General features: G+C 70.2%; 9 protein-coding genes. All 9 read right to left on the bottom strand.

Annotated features, from left to right (window positions below):
- Window positions 1-21: 21 nt before the first annotated feature.
- The gene (locus tag AB0G04_RS36090; protein ID WP_360992412.1) at window positions 22-1,716 is read right to left on the bottom strand and encodes an acyl-CoA dehydrogenase family protein; all 1,695 of its coding nucleotides are present in this window, start codon (window positions 1,714-1,716) and stop codon (window positions 22-24) included.
- A gap of 26 nt (window positions 1,717-1,742) precedes the next feature.
- Window positions 1,743-2,288: a PadR family transcriptional regulator gene (locus AB0G04_RS36095; protein WP_360992415.1), complete on the bottom strand. Its 546-nt coding sequence runs from the start codon at window positions 2,286-2,288 to the stop codon at window positions 1,743-1,745.
- Window positions 2,289-2,347: 59 nt separating this feature from the next.
- The gene (locus AB0G04_RS36100) at window positions 2,348-3,175 is read right to left on the bottom strand and encodes an oxygenase MpaB family protein (RefSeq protein ID WP_360992418.1); all 828 of its coding nucleotides are present in this window, start codon (window positions 3,173-3,175) and stop codon (window positions 2,348-2,350) included.
- A gap of 94 nt (window positions 3,176-3,269) precedes the next feature.
- A complete protein-coding gene (locus AB0G04_RS36105) occupies window positions 3,270-4,496 on the bottom strand; it encodes a VWA-like domain-containing protein (protein ID WP_360992421.1) in 1,227 nt (408 codons plus the stop codon).
- A complete protein-coding gene (locus AB0G04_RS36110; protein WP_360992424.1) occupies window positions 4,486-5,664 on the bottom strand; it encodes an ATP-binding protein in 1,179 nt (392 codons plus the stop codon). Before AB0G04_RS36110 ends, AB0G04_RS36105 begins: the two co-directional genes overlap by 11 nt.
- On the bottom strand, window positions 5,661-7,364 hold the full coding sequence (locus tag AB0G04_RS36115; protein WP_360992427.1) for a hypothetical protein: 1,704 nt from the start codon (window positions 7,362-7,364) through the stop codon (window positions 5,661-5,663). Before AB0G04_RS36115 ends, AB0G04_RS36110 begins: the two co-directional genes overlap by 4 nt.
- A gap of 615 nt (window positions 7,365-7,979) precedes the next feature.
- The gene (locus tag AB0G04_RS36120; RefSeq protein ID WP_360992430.1) at window positions 7,980-8,627 is read right to left on the bottom strand and encodes a hypothetical protein; all 648 of its coding nucleotides are present in this window, start codon (window positions 8,625-8,627) and stop codon (window positions 7,980-7,982) included.
- 403 nt (window positions 8,628-9,030) lie between these two features.
- Complete coding sequence (locus tag AB0G04_RS36125) at window positions 9,031-11,151, bottom strand: ATP-binding protein (RefSeq protein WP_360992433.1); 2,121 nt, start codon at window positions 11,149-11,151, stop codon at window positions 9,031-9,033.
- A gap of 42 nt (window positions 11,152-11,193) precedes the next feature.
- Window positions 11,194-13,620, bottom strand: a complete 2,427-nt coding sequence (locus tag AB0G04_RS36130; RefSeq protein WP_360992435.1) for an EAL domain-containing protein — start codon at window positions 13,618-13,620, stop codon at window positions 11,194-11,196.
- Window positions 13,621-13,642 lie beyond the last annotated feature (22 nt).

The following is a 13,642-nucleotide window of genomic DNA, read 5'->3' on the forward strand; positions in this document are numbered from 1 at the left end:
CGGTGGACGGGCACCCGCGGCTCAGGGACGCATCTCGTACGCGCCGGCCAGGGCGAGCACCTGCTGCCAGACGGCGTCGTCGCGGGCGGCGTCGGTGACCGGGCGGCGCACGTGCGCCAGCGCCCACGCCGCCTGCTCGTCGGTGGTGGCGGCCTTACCGTGCAGCTCGGTGGCGTAGGCGGAGAAGTCCCGCACCAGGATGGCGAAGATCTCGTCGAGCAGGTAGTCGTCGACACCGCCCCGCTCCAGGATCAGCTGTCCGTAGACGATCAGCGCGAACAGGTGCCCGATCGCCAGCAGGAAGTCGAGGTCCTTCTGCTGCTCCTCACTCGGGGCGTGGGACCGCAGCAGCTCACAGAAGCCATCGGCCTGTTCACGGAAACGGGCGACGTTCGGCAGGTCGGCGCGGGCGTCGTACGCCGTACGCCAGTCGTGGAACCGAATGGCGCCGAGCCCGCGCGCCGGGCCCTGCCGGAAGAGGAACTCGTCGTCGGCGGCGTCGTGCCGGGCCGGCACCGGCTCGTAGGTGGCCGGGTTGAACAGGTAGTTCGGCATTAACTTGAGGATCAGCGCCAGGTTGACGTGCACCGTGCCCTCGAGCTTCGGCAGGCCGCGGATGTCCATGGCCGCCTTGTCGAAGTAGGTGTCCGCCTCGAAGCCCTTGGCCGCGATGACGTCCCACATCAGGTCGATGACCTTCTCGCCCTCGGTGGTGACCTTCATCTTCGTCATCGGGTTGAACAGCAGATAGCGGCGGTCGTCGGGCCCGGCGCTGCGGAAGTAGTCCACGGCCCGGTCGCTGAACAGCTTCATGGCGACGAGCCGGGCGTACGCGTCGGTCAGCTCGCGCCGTACGTGCGGGAAGGCGGTGACCGGCCGGCCGTACAGCATCCGCTGGTGGGCGTGGGTGACCGCCTCGTACATGGCGTGCTCGCAGATGCCGATCGCGGCCGTGCACAGGTTGAACTTGCCGACGTTGACCGTGTTCAGCGCGGCGTCGAAGGCGGCTTTGCCGGTGTGCAGGACGTCCTGCTCCCGCACCGGGTAGTCGCGCAGCTCGAACGTGCTCACGTACATCTGCTTGTTCACGACGTTCCTGATCAGGTGGTAGTTCTCGTGCCGGCTGTCGGCGGCGAAGAACACGTACCCGTCCGGGCCCTCCACGTCGGCGCGGCGGCCGAACACCGACACCAGCCCGGCGACGTTGCCGTTGCCGATGTAGTACTTGGTGCCGCTGGCCGTGAACCCTCCGTCCCCGGTGGGCGTGAGGATCATGTCGGTGGCGTAGATGTCGGCACCGTGGCTGCGCTCGGACAGCGCGAACGCCATCACGTGCCCCTCGTCGAGCAGTGCGGCGGCCCGCTGCCGCTGCAGCGTGTTGGCGCTCTGCCAGACCGGCCCGAGACCGAGAACGGTCACCTGCCACGTGTACCAGTAGTCGAGCCCGTAGAACCCGAGGATCTCGCTGAGCGCGGCGTTGCGGGCGGTGTCCCAGCGCTTGTCGCCGCCACCGTCGGCCGCGGGCGTCAGGAACGTGGCGAACAGTCCCTCCTTCGCTGAGAACGCGAGGAAGTCGTCGTACCAGCTCCGGTCGATATAGCTTTTGACCAGGGCTTTCTTGCCGCGTTGCTCGAAGAAGCCGACGAGGGCGCGCAGCAGCCTCCGGCTCTCCGGATCGAGGTGCGCCGGATCGTAGGTGTTCGGGTTGAGGAGCACGGAGCGTTCCTTTCTGCGGGTGCCTGCTACAGGGCCCGGAGCGTGTCGAGGACGTCGTCGAGCCAGTCGAGCAGCATCCGCTCGTAGGCGATGCCGCCCTTCAGCACCACATGCTGGAGCCGCTGTCCCACGTCCAGCCCATCGAGATCAGGGAAATCCCTTTTTTCACCATTAATGTACGTATAGAGCAGCGCTTCATGCTCAGCCCGGTAACGTTCGACCTCGCCGATCAGCCCGGTACGCCCGGCGTCGTCGGTGAACGCGGCGCCACGGATCTTCACGGCCAGCTCGTGGCGAACCGCCTCCGGCTGAACCGGCGCCCGCAGCCACTCGGCCAGCACGTCCCGGCCCGGCCCGGTGGCCGTGAAGCGACGCTTGTCCGGCCGCCCGTCCTGACCGATCTCCTCGGCGAGCACGAGGCCGTCCGATTCCATCCGCTTCAGCACGCGATAGATCTGCTGATGGGTGGCCGTCCAGAACCGGCCGATCGAACGCTCGAACCGCCGGGCCAGCTCGTATCCCGAACCGGGCTGCTCCAGCAGGGAGACCAGGATCGCATGCTCCAGCGCCATACCGGCATCCTGCTATGCAATTCGTTGCTGTGCAACTCGTTGCATAGTAAGACTCGGCACTACGACGGCATGACACTCCCGCCGGCGGTCAGTGGGTTGCGCCGCCGGGCCAGCCGCCGGCGCAGGTCGTTCAGGTAGTGGTCCTTCACCACGTCACGCAGCCGGCCCGGCAGCCGCGGATAGACGACCTTCGTCGCTCCGAAGAACCCGTCGAACAGCCGCTGATCCCGTGATGTCCAGGGAAGACCGAACTGCGCCCGGATCGGCTCCGGCAGCAACCCGGCGGTGACCAGGCGGTTCAACGGCTTGGCCGGGCGCATGACGAGCGGGATGTTCCTCGGCCGCATCAGCGCTCCCGCGATCTCCCGGCCCTCGTCGCTGACCCGCAACGTGTCGATCATGTGGTCCCAGTACCTGCCGAACGCGTCGCGGCCGGCGGGCCACGCGTCCTCCGGGCAGCCGATCGACGTGGCGAGCACGCTGTACTGCCGGAAGCACTCGTCGAGTTCGGCCTCCGACAGGGAGCCGAAGATCCGCTGGTAGATCAGGACGGCGGTGTCGTAGAGGGTGGCGTTGACCCAGACCTGCAGGCCGGGATCGTCGGCGTGGTAGCCGGGGCCGGTCACCTTGCGGTGTATTGCGGCGACGGCCCGGCTGATCGCCCGGCCCTCCTCCACGGTGCCGAACAGCACGCCGAACACATATCCCATCGTGGTACGCAGCCGATCCAAGGGACGTTCGGCGAAGTCGCTGTGGTCGTGGACGCCCTGGGCGACGCCCGGATGCGCGATCTGGAGCAGCGTGGCACGACCGCCCCCGGCGAGTAACAGACTCTCCCGGGCCACACGCCGGATGACCGCGCTGTCGTCGAAGAGGCCTTCATCCATGCCGAGACGGTAGGCGACTTATCGACGCCCGTGAGGACGCACGAGCTCATCAGCACAATGTCTACACAGTCCGCACACCACTCCGATCCCCTCGCTACCTCCCGGGCGCGGTCAGCTCGGCGAGCGGGATGTACACGGCCTCCATCCAGGACGGCGGCTCGGGGGCGTTCTCCCCGACCAGGCCGGCGATGACGCGCACGTTGCCCGGACGGGCGGCCGGCCACGGGGTGTGACCGTCGGTCAGAACGATGACGATGTGCGGTCGCTCGGCCCCGCGCAGTGCCTGGTCGATACCGGCCCGCATGTCGGTGCCTCCGCCACCGGCCAGAACCACGTCACCGACGGTGTTGACCCGGCGGACGGCATGGACGTCGGCGTCGCAGGACAGGACGGTGACCCGGTTGCGGCCGACACCCACCGCGCGCAGCACCCCGGCCACCTCACCCAGGACCGCGCGCAACTCGTCGTCGCCCATCGAACCGGACGTGTCGACGACCACGGCGACCCTCGGCATCGGGCGGCGAAGACGGGGAAGAACCACTCGGGGTACGGCCGCGCCGCGGCGCGACGGACGCGCGTAGGTGTAGTCGACCGCCCCGGACGCCCAGGACGCGGCCTCGCGGACGGCGCCGGTGAGTGCCCGCCGCCAGTCGACCGTCGGCTCCAGGATCTCGTCGGCCCAGCGGCGCCAGCCACCCGGCAGACGGCCCCGGGCCTTGGCATAAGCCCGCAGCTCCTGAGCGGTCTGACGGCGGATCGCGTCCGCCTCCACCGCGCTCACCCTGGCCGCGGCCGACGACTCCCACGGCATCTGCCGGCCGTGGGCCCCGGAACCGCACTCGGGGGCGTCCGGAGTGGGCGGGATGCCCGGCAGGTACTGCTCGAACAATTGGCCGTCCGGAAGGCCGAACAGGGCCGGGCGCATCGCGTTCGACGGCAACGACGAGATGTCGTCGTTGATCTCGCAGTCCTGGGCGATGTTGACCCGGTGATGGTCGTGCCGCATCTCCGGGGCCACCAGCGTGGCCCGGCGGTGATGGTCGCGCAGCAGGTGGGCGACCTCGTGAACCCAGACCGCGGCCAGCTCGTGCACCGGCGTGGCCACGACGAAGGCCGGATTGACGTAGCAGCGCCAGTGCCGGTCGACGCCCATCGTCGGCACGCCGTGACTGGGGACGACCGTCAGGCTGTAGAGCGCCGACGCCAGATAGGGCTGCGCCCCGGCCGCCCGCAGCCGCGCCGCCAGCAGCTTCGTCCGGTCGAGAACACGCGCCGCGTCAGCCGCCCGCTCCGGGCCGGCAGCAGCGGGGTCAGGAACCACCGGTCAGCAATCCGGATGCGGTGAGCACCTCGAGGAAGGCGTCGATCGAGGCGGGGACCGGCCACGCGGGGTCCCGCATGCGGGCCAGGTCGAAAGCGGCCCGGGCGGCGACGTCCGGCACACCGGCGTCGACGGCCTTCGCCAGCACCTCCCAGCCGGCCTCCCATCGCTCGCGCGTGACCCGTGCCTCGATGGCCGCGACCACCGCCGTCAGGAAGGCCAGCTGCCGGTCACCGCGTTCGGGCAGGGCGAACGCGGCCGGATTCGCCAGGACGCGCTCGGGATCGGGCAGATCCAGCTCGTCGAGGTACGTGGTGAGCTCCAGTCCCGCACCGTCGCCGACCGCCCCGATGATCGCGGTGGCGAGCGCCTCACGGCTCGTACCGGCGCAGAAGTGGAAGACCAGCAGGCGCAGCGCCATGTCCCAGGTCCGTGGGGACGGCCAGGCACCGCCACGGGCCTCGGCGTCGGCGGGCAGGTGGTGGGTGAGGCCCGGCCGTGCGGTCAGGAAACCGGCGATCACGCCGCGGGCGCGGGCAAGGGCGCCGGCCGCCCGGTCCGGCGACACCACCGGCACCTCGATCCGCGGCCACACACCGGCCAGGCCCCGGGCCACCACCCGGGGATCATGGGTCCAGAGCAGGTGTACGAACCGGTTCGCCAGCGGCGGACTCAGATGCCAGCCGTCGGCGGCACTGGACGGCGGGTTCGCCGCGGCGACGATGCGCACTTCGTCGGGCAGGGTCAGGCTACCGACCCGGCGTTCCAGCACGACCCGCAGCAGCGCGGCCTGCACCGCCGGCGGCGCTGACGACAACTCGTCGAAGAACAGCAGGCCACGGCCTCGGCGGGCGAGCCTGACCGCCCAGTCGGGCGGGGCCATCGGCACGCCCTGCACGGCCGGGTCATCCCCCACGATCGGCAGGCCGGCGAAGTCGGACGGCTCGTGCACGCTGGCGATGACCGTCTCGAGCGGTACGTCCAGACCGTCGGCGAGCTGGGCGAGGGTGGCCGACTTGCCGATGCCGGGCTCGCCCCAGAGCAGCACCGGCAGGTTCGCCGCGACGCACAGCGCCAGCGCGGCGGCTCGATGATCGGTGCCTGGCTCGGTCCGGGTGACCCGGATCTGGCGCAGCAGCGCGTCGGCGGCGTCGAGCCCGGAGGTCATGCTCGCTCCCTCAGATGGTCGGTCACGATCTGCCACTCCTCGTCGTCAGGGGAGTCGCCGGCACTCTCGATCTCGTCGAGGACGTCCAGCGGACTACGGCCCTGCACCTCAAGCCGAGGGTCGGCACCCGCGTCGGTCAGCGCGATGATCAGGTCCGCGGGCCACCGGTACAGCACCGCTTCGAACAGCGGGATGCTGTCCACCCGGTCCCGGCAGTTCACGTCGAGGCCCTCGCTGAGCAGGCGCGGCAGCAGGCGGCCATGGTCGAACCCGTGAAGCCGGTGCAGCAGGGTCCGCCCACGACCGTCGCGGATGTACGGATCCATACCGGCGTCGAGCAGCGCGAGCACCGTGCGGGTGCCGCCGTGCCGCATCCGGAGCCACAGATCCCGCCGGTACGCGCGCAGGCGTTTCGGCGGCGGACCGTCACCGGCGCCGTTCCACGCTCGCTCGGTGTTGAAGCAGCCGCCGCTCGCACCGCCGAGTGCGCGCAGGGTCCGTTCCCGCTGCCGCTCGGCGTCGGTGTGCGCGGGCAGACCGAGCCGCCCGTTGCGGACGCTGATCTGGTGCCAGCCCGCCCCGCAGCGGACCCGGATGAGCTCCTCGTCGCCGAACCAGGAGGGCACGATCCCCGCGTAGCCGGGATCGGCAACCGGATACGCCGGGCGCGGCGACGCCGCGCGCTGCGAGGCCCGGACCGCCAACCGCGGGGACGCCGGGAACGCCGAGTCCGGGGAGGCGGACAACGGCGGTGCGGGGGCCGGGGACGGCGCTGCGGGGACTGGGGGCTGCGGTGCGCTGGCCGGGGACCGCGGGAAAAGTGCCTCGCGTACCAGGGGGTGAAGGGCGTCCGGGCTGATCAGGCCATGCCGGACGAGATCGAGATCGACCGGTGGCCGCAGCAGGCCCGGATGGAGGCACGGTACAACCCGCAACGGGTTCGGCGGATTCGAGACGTTCCAGCCCGGAGTCATCCGCGGCTGCTCGCCGTCGGCCCAGAAACGCAGCTCCTCCTGGTAGCGATCGGCCCAGATCGCCCACGACCGGCGTCCGAACTGGGCGGTCACCCGGCGCAGCTCCACGATGGTGAGCAGAGGGTCGAGTATGCCCAGCAAGGAGGTACCGCGGGGTTGCCAGCCGTCGGTGTCGTCGTCGCCGAACAGCCATCCGGCGGCGGCCCACGCCTCCAGGCCGGCGGCCCGGTCATCGGCCGAGGCATCGACGACCGGGCCGGCCGGCGGACGCGCCAAGGCTCCCAGCTCTCCCGCGCGGCGGGCATCCCACCGATAGCGCGGGACTGGGAAGATCAGGTCGCCGTCGATCTCGCCGGCCGGCATCGCCTCCAGGATCAGCGGGTCGGCGCCGGGAAGCCGGGCGGGGACCCGTGCCACGAGCACCGGCGTGTCCGCCCCGACCGGCCCGTCCGGCGCCAGCACATAGGTCTTGTCGCTGGCCAGCTCCGTGGATCCGCCGAGCGCGCGGGGCAGGTGCCAGCGCAGCAGGTCGGGGGCGAACCCGGCAAGCAGGTCGGCCACCGGGCCGGGCTCGGAGATCCGGACGTCGACGAGGGCGGCCGCACAGGCGGCCCGCCAGTCACCCCGCTCACGGGCCGCGGTGCACTCGGCGATCATCCAGGCCGGCACCGCGTAGCGGCGGATGCGCTGCCAGTCCGCGAGCGCGAGCGGGTCGTGGCCGCTCATCGATTCACCGCCACCGCTGTCTCCCCCCGCCGGACCTTCGCCACACCACGCCAGAGGCCTCGCCCGACCACTGCCCGACCACTGCCGGGCGCTTCGCCGGGCGCTTCGCCGGGCGCTTCGCCGGGCGCTTCGCCGGGCGCTTCGCCGGGCCGGAGCATACGCGAGGCCCCCGACAGTTCCGGAGGCCTTTTCGGTCACGCCCGTTTGCGCAGGTAAGCCACGGCTGGCTCGAAGTCGGCAGGAAGATCCTCGTAGTAGTCGAGGACCTCGTAGAAATGTTCGATCACCGACGTGCGGTTTGATTCAGCACGTGCGGATCGGCGCCCGCGTCGGCCAGCGCCATGCTGAGGTCGCCGGACCGCGAAGCACCCGGCGACCTCGCCGCCGACCGCGCGCAGGGCACGTTTCGGCCGCTGCTCCGCCTCGGTGCACGAGAGCCGCTGGACCGGAGCGAAGGGGAGGCGCTCCCCGCACCACCTCGCAGGCCGCGAAGGGCCCGCCGGGCGGCGTGGCCCCTCGCTCCGTCTCGAGGTGACTATTCACTTTCTCCGTGGAACCGTTCCCTCACAGCGCTGCGGGTAGCGGTCCGTGCGGTTGCCAGTCCCGGCGCGGCAGTCAGCTGGACAGCTTGACGCTCGATGCCGGCACGGACACGTAGTAGCCCTGCTGGACGAGCTGGTCGGCGCCCTCGGCCGCGGTCACACCGACCTTGGTGGCGAAGTCGGACGCGGCCTTGGTGACGGTGCCGGTGAAGTCGACGGTGTCGCCCTGCTTGACCTTGTAGTCGGACTCGCCGCGGGTGCCGCTCAGCTGCACCCACAGACGGTCCTGTTCGCTGGTGCCGACCCAGAACCCTTCGTCGGCGGGCACCGACTGCACCTTGACCGCACGTCCGACGGCCTGCTGCGTGTCCTGGGCGCTGAGGGTGGCAGCGCTCGCGGCATCGAGCAGGTTCGTGCCGGCGGCGGTGACCGTGCCCGCCCCGCCGGCCTGGCCCGTGCCGGTCGCGGCGGCGCTCGGGGCGGCAGGCGAAGTGTTCGCGGGAGACGTCACGGTCGCGGTTGCGGTTGCGGTGGTGGTGGGGGTGGCGGCCGGGCGATCGTCATCCTTGTCGTCACCGCCGCACTGCGACAGCAACACCAAAAGGGCGATGAGGGCGAGCAACCCGAGCAGCAGCGGCAGCAGCCACTTACGCCGGGTGGGGCCGCCCCCGGCCGGTACGGCTACGGGACGGGAGTGCGGATCGCGTGGAGCAGTTGACATAGCTACCTGCATGCCCCGCGTCAGCTCGCGGAAACGACAATATTCGCAGGTCAGAGTCGGTTTAGCGGCGTCAGTCGATGTCGGGAAGCGTCCTTTCGCCGTGGATGAGCGCTCCGCTCGGTCCGTCCGCGCGCCCGGGTCGCTCAGCGGGCTCCGTCGACAGAACCCCGCAAGGCCGGCCTCTTCCCCGGTAGCGCGACGTCAGCAGGTGCCGAGCGGGTGAGGCCGATTCATTCAATGGGGTACGCCAGGCCCCCTGTGATTGCGCAAGCCGCGCCGCCCTGGCCGCCAAGGCGGATGTGAAGACCGTTCCGCCGGGGGTCGGGGCGTCACCCGGCCTTGAAGCTGAACCCGGTGACGCCGGGGTCGATGCCATCAGATCGCCATGGGCTGTATCGGTGGGTCAGGTGGATGCCGGACGGGTACCGGCCGTGACGGCTTGCCTGGTGGGGAGGCGGATGGTGAAGGTGGTGGCGGCTTCGTCGGGTTCGCTGACGGTGATGGTGCCGCCGTGTTGTTCGATGATGGTCCTGGCGATGGTGAGGCCAAGGCCGGTGCCCGGGATGCCGCCGTGGCGGGCGGTGTCGCTGCGGAAGAACATGTGAAACAGGCGGTCACGTTCGTCGGCGGGGATGCGGTGGCCGGTGTTGGACACGGCGAGAGTGGCCGTGTGTTGATCGGTGTGCAGGTTGACGCCGACGGTGGTGCCAGGGGCGGCCCAGGTGAGTGCGTTGGACAGCAGTTCGTCGACGACTTGGCGCAGCCGGCCGGGGTCGCCGTGCAGCGGTGCCGTTGGCGGGGTGTTCACCTCGACCGAGACCTCCGTCGAGCCGGCCCGGGCGGCGTCGGCGGCGGCGTCCACGACGGTGGTCAGGTCCATCGGTTGCGCGTTCAGGTCGATGTGCCCGGAGCGCATGCCGGAGACGTCGAGCAACTTCATGACGATGCCGTGCAGGGTGTCGGTGTTACGCCGCATCACCTGCAGCATGGAACGCTGGTCCTCGGTCGCGTCCGGGTCGTCGAGCATCACCTCGGTGTAGGCCTGCACGCTGGTCAGCGGGGTTCGTAGCTCATGACCGACCAGGGCGATGTACTCGTCGCGGGACTGGTTGAGTTCGACGGCGAGTTGTTCGGCGTGGCGGCGGGCGAGGAACTCGCCGAGGTGCGCGCCGATGCCGGTCATGATTGCGGTGCGGGTGTCGTCGGGGACTTCGGTGGTGTCGCTGTAGCAGATCAGCACGGCGAGGATGACCGAGCCGCTGGGGATGGGAGTGGCCAGTGCGGCGCGTAGCGGCCCCCAGTCGGTGGTCTGCTGTGCCGCGTCCGGGTGCGCGTGCAGGTTCGCCGCCCAGACCGGCTCCGCGGTCTGCCATGCGCGGCCGGGGATGCCTTGGCCGTACAGCAGCGGGCCGGGCAAGCGGCAGGGGAGGTCGTAGCCCGGCTCGGCCCAGCAGCCGGCGCGGCGCAGGACCTGGGCGACGTGGTCGACGCTCCACATCTCCACCGTCACCCAGCCGGCCATCCGGCCGATGACCTCAACGAGCCGGGCCAGAATTTCGTCCGGCGGGTTCGGCTTGGCGATGAGCCGGGAGATCTCCAGCTCGCATTCCTTGTAGCGGGCGGCACGGCGGTGCAGGGTCACCTCGTGCAGCGCGACCACCGCCGCCAGCCCGGGCTGGCCGGTGACCGGCCGGCCGTTGGCCCGGAAGTACCGGCGCGGCGCCGCGGATGCCCGGACCACGATCTCGGCGTCACGCACCCGTTCCCCGCGCAGCGCGCGGGCCAGTGGCAGGTCCTCGCCGTGCATGCGCCGCCCGTCGGGGTGGAACACCGCCAGGTGCTGCGCCCACTCGTCGACCGGCACTCCGTCGAGCAGGTCACCGAACAACTGGCGGGCACCCTCGTTGAACAGCACCGGCGAGCCCGCGGCGTCGCAGCCGACGACGGCCGTGTCGAGGCTGTCGAGGAGGGCATGCAGGGTCTCGTTCTGGTGCTGCAGTTCCCGCCGGGCGAAGACCTCGGCGGCCATCTGCTCGGTCCGGGTCCGCAACTGAGCGGTCAGCTCCTCCAGCGACGCAGAGTTCTGACGGGCCTGCATGAAAACGGTGACGTCCTCGGTGCGGTGCAGGATCCAGCGCAGCTCGCCTCCCGGGCCGAACACCGGCGCATTGGCCGGCGCCCAGAAGCGGGTGTCGAAGCCGCCATCAGGCCGGGGGATGTCGTACTTCTGGATCGCCATCACGTCGGTGACCCGCTCGCTGAGCACCCGCCGCAGCGAGGCACCCCACATGCTCACGCCGCTGGCTGAGGGGTCATCGGGATTGTCGGGAAACGCATCGAACACCGGACGACCCACCAACTCGTCACGGCTGCGCATCGTAGCCGTCAAATAGGCCTCGTTGGCCTCGACGATCACCAGGCGGGTGTCCAGCACCAGCACGGGAGTCGGTACGGCCAGGAACAGCGCCCGATGATCGACGCTGCTGTCACGGCCGAGATCGGCGCCGGGATTCTTCGGCTCCACACCTAGTCATAGTACGCAAAAGGCGTATAGCTCCAGGTGGCGTCATGCGCTGCCGCTCACGTTCGTGACCAGTTCTTGTCCGGCCTGCCCGTGTCTTTCGGCGACCAGTAGTGCGTCGATGGACGTTGCGGGGGCGGGCCGGGCGAACAGATAGCCTTGCGCGGTCCGGCAGCCGAGTGCGCTCAACGCGGCGCGCTGGCCGGTTGTCTCGACTCCCTCGGCGATGACATCCAGGTGCAGGCTGTCGGCGAGGCCGAGGATGGCGTGAATGAACGCCGGTTCGGCGGGGGTGCCGTCCGGCGCGGGGCCGAGGGTGAAGCTCCTGTCGATTTTCAGGATGTCGACGGGAAGCCGTTGCAGTGACGCCATCGACGAGTAACCGGTGCCGAAGTCGTCGACGGCGATGCGCAGCCCTTCGGTCCGCAAACGGTGAAGTTGCCGGTTCACCTGTTCCCGGTCGGATTCCTCGCCGTGGACGAGGATCGTTTCGGTGATCTCCAGAATGAGTGCCGTGCCTGGCAGGCCCGTCGCGGCGAGGATGTCGAGCACCGTGTCGGCGAAGCGTGGATCGGCAAGTTGCCGCCCGGAGACGTTCACCGACACCGCCACCCCGCGGTCACGGTGCCAGGCCGCCGCGTCGCGGCAGGCCTGCCACAGCACCCACTCCCCGATCGACACGATCAGGCCACTGGCTTCGGCAACCGGAATGAACTGCGCCGGTGGCACCGCCCGGCCGTCCGGCCCGGACCAGCGCAGCAAGGCTTCCACCTTTTCGACACGCCCGGTCTCCATGTCGACGATCGGTTGGTAGTGCACCGTGAACCGGTTCTCGGCCAGCGCCGTACGCAGCCCGGTCACCATGGAGTTCTGACTGAGCTGGGCAGCGCGCAACGAGGGTTCGAAGCGCACCGCGGCGTTCTTGCCGGCCTTCTTGGCGGCATAGAGCGCGAGGTCGGCGTCTCGCAGGACGTCACTGACCGTAGCTGACCCGTCGGTCACAGCAAGCCCGACACTGGTGGTCACATGCAGCAGGTGCCCGTCGACCGAGTACGGCTGAGCGAGCGTGGTCACGATGCTCTTCGCCAGTACCATGGCATCGTCGCCCGCACTGTCCGGCATGAGCACGACGAATTCGTCGCCCCCGAGCCGGACAAGAGTGCAGGCGGGCGGCGTCCCTTCTCGCAGGCGCCGAGACGCCTCGATGAGCAACCGATCTCCTACGGGGTGACCGTAGGTGTCATTGACGTCCTTGAACCCGTCAAGATCGCAAAGCAGCAGCGCGGTACCGGCCGTGCCTCCCTGCAGGCCCGCCTCGAGGTGCTCGGTCAGCATGGCCCGGTTGCCGAGCCCCGTCAGTGGATCGTGCAGTGCCCGGTAGGCCAACTCGTCCTGCAGTGCCTGCTGCCGCGTCAACGCCGCGTCCAGGGAGACGCTACGACAGGCAAGCTCAGCAGCTCTCCGCTGAGCGACCCGGGCGACGATGGCCAGCCGGATGATGAGCAGCACCGACAGCACCGCGACGATGAACGCCGGCACCACCGGACTGCCGATCAGTCCGGACGCCTGCCCGTGGAAGACCCACAAAGCCGGCGCGGAGACCGCCACCAGCATGAACACCGCACACCGTTGCCAGGTGAGGGTCTCGTCCGCCAGCAGTCGCCGCTGGCGTGTCAGCGGATACCGAACGGCGACACCGAACAACACGTACGCACCCGTCCACAACAGGTAGACCAGGCCGCCGGCCGAGGTCGACCCGGTCCGGCTGATCTCGGTGAGATAGACGATGTCGCCCAGCACCAGCGTCACCAGCGCCGCTGCCGTCAAGGTGTAACCGCGCCCCTGGTAGCCGCCCACGAACAACAAGCGGGCCACACAGGCGAACAACAGCAGACAGCAAATGACGTACGCGACGGCGGTCGCCACCGTGGCCGGCGACGACGTCGACGTGTCACGCAGATACGGCTCCGCCGCGAACATCCAGGCCGGCAACAGCAGACCGGCCGTCGTGATCGCCGTGTCGATCAGACCGACCTGCGACGGCGCCCCGGCACGCCTGCTCAGGATCAGCACCGCGACGGCGCCGGTCAGGTAGTGCGCGAAGTAGAAGGCGTCCCCGGCGGAGGGCAACGGCACCTCGGGGCCGTAGGACAGTGCCAGAGCAGCCCAGCTCACATCGCCCAGCACCCGCATCGTCAGGCTGACGCCGAGCATGATCCAACCCAGGCGAGGCGCCCCCGACACGTGACGCAGGCCGGCCAGGACGACCGCCAGCGCATACCCCGCCCCCAGCAGGTAGAACGCATCACGCCACCCGGCTGGCGCCGAAAAAACCACGCCCCCGGCCATCACACCGAGCACGATCAGCAGCCGCGGGAGACGGCGGGCGACGCCCGCCTCCGCGACGGGCTGATGATCGGTCTCGAGGGCACCGGTCCCCGGGCGCGGGACGAGTGGCGATTGTCGAGGCATCAGACCATCACACCCCTCGCCG

This window comes from Actinoplanes sp. NPDC023801 (assembly GCF_040639655.1).
In the GTDB taxonomy this organism is placed as follows: Bacteria; Actinomycetota; Actinomycetes; order Mycobacteriales; family Micromonosporaceae; genus Actinoplanes.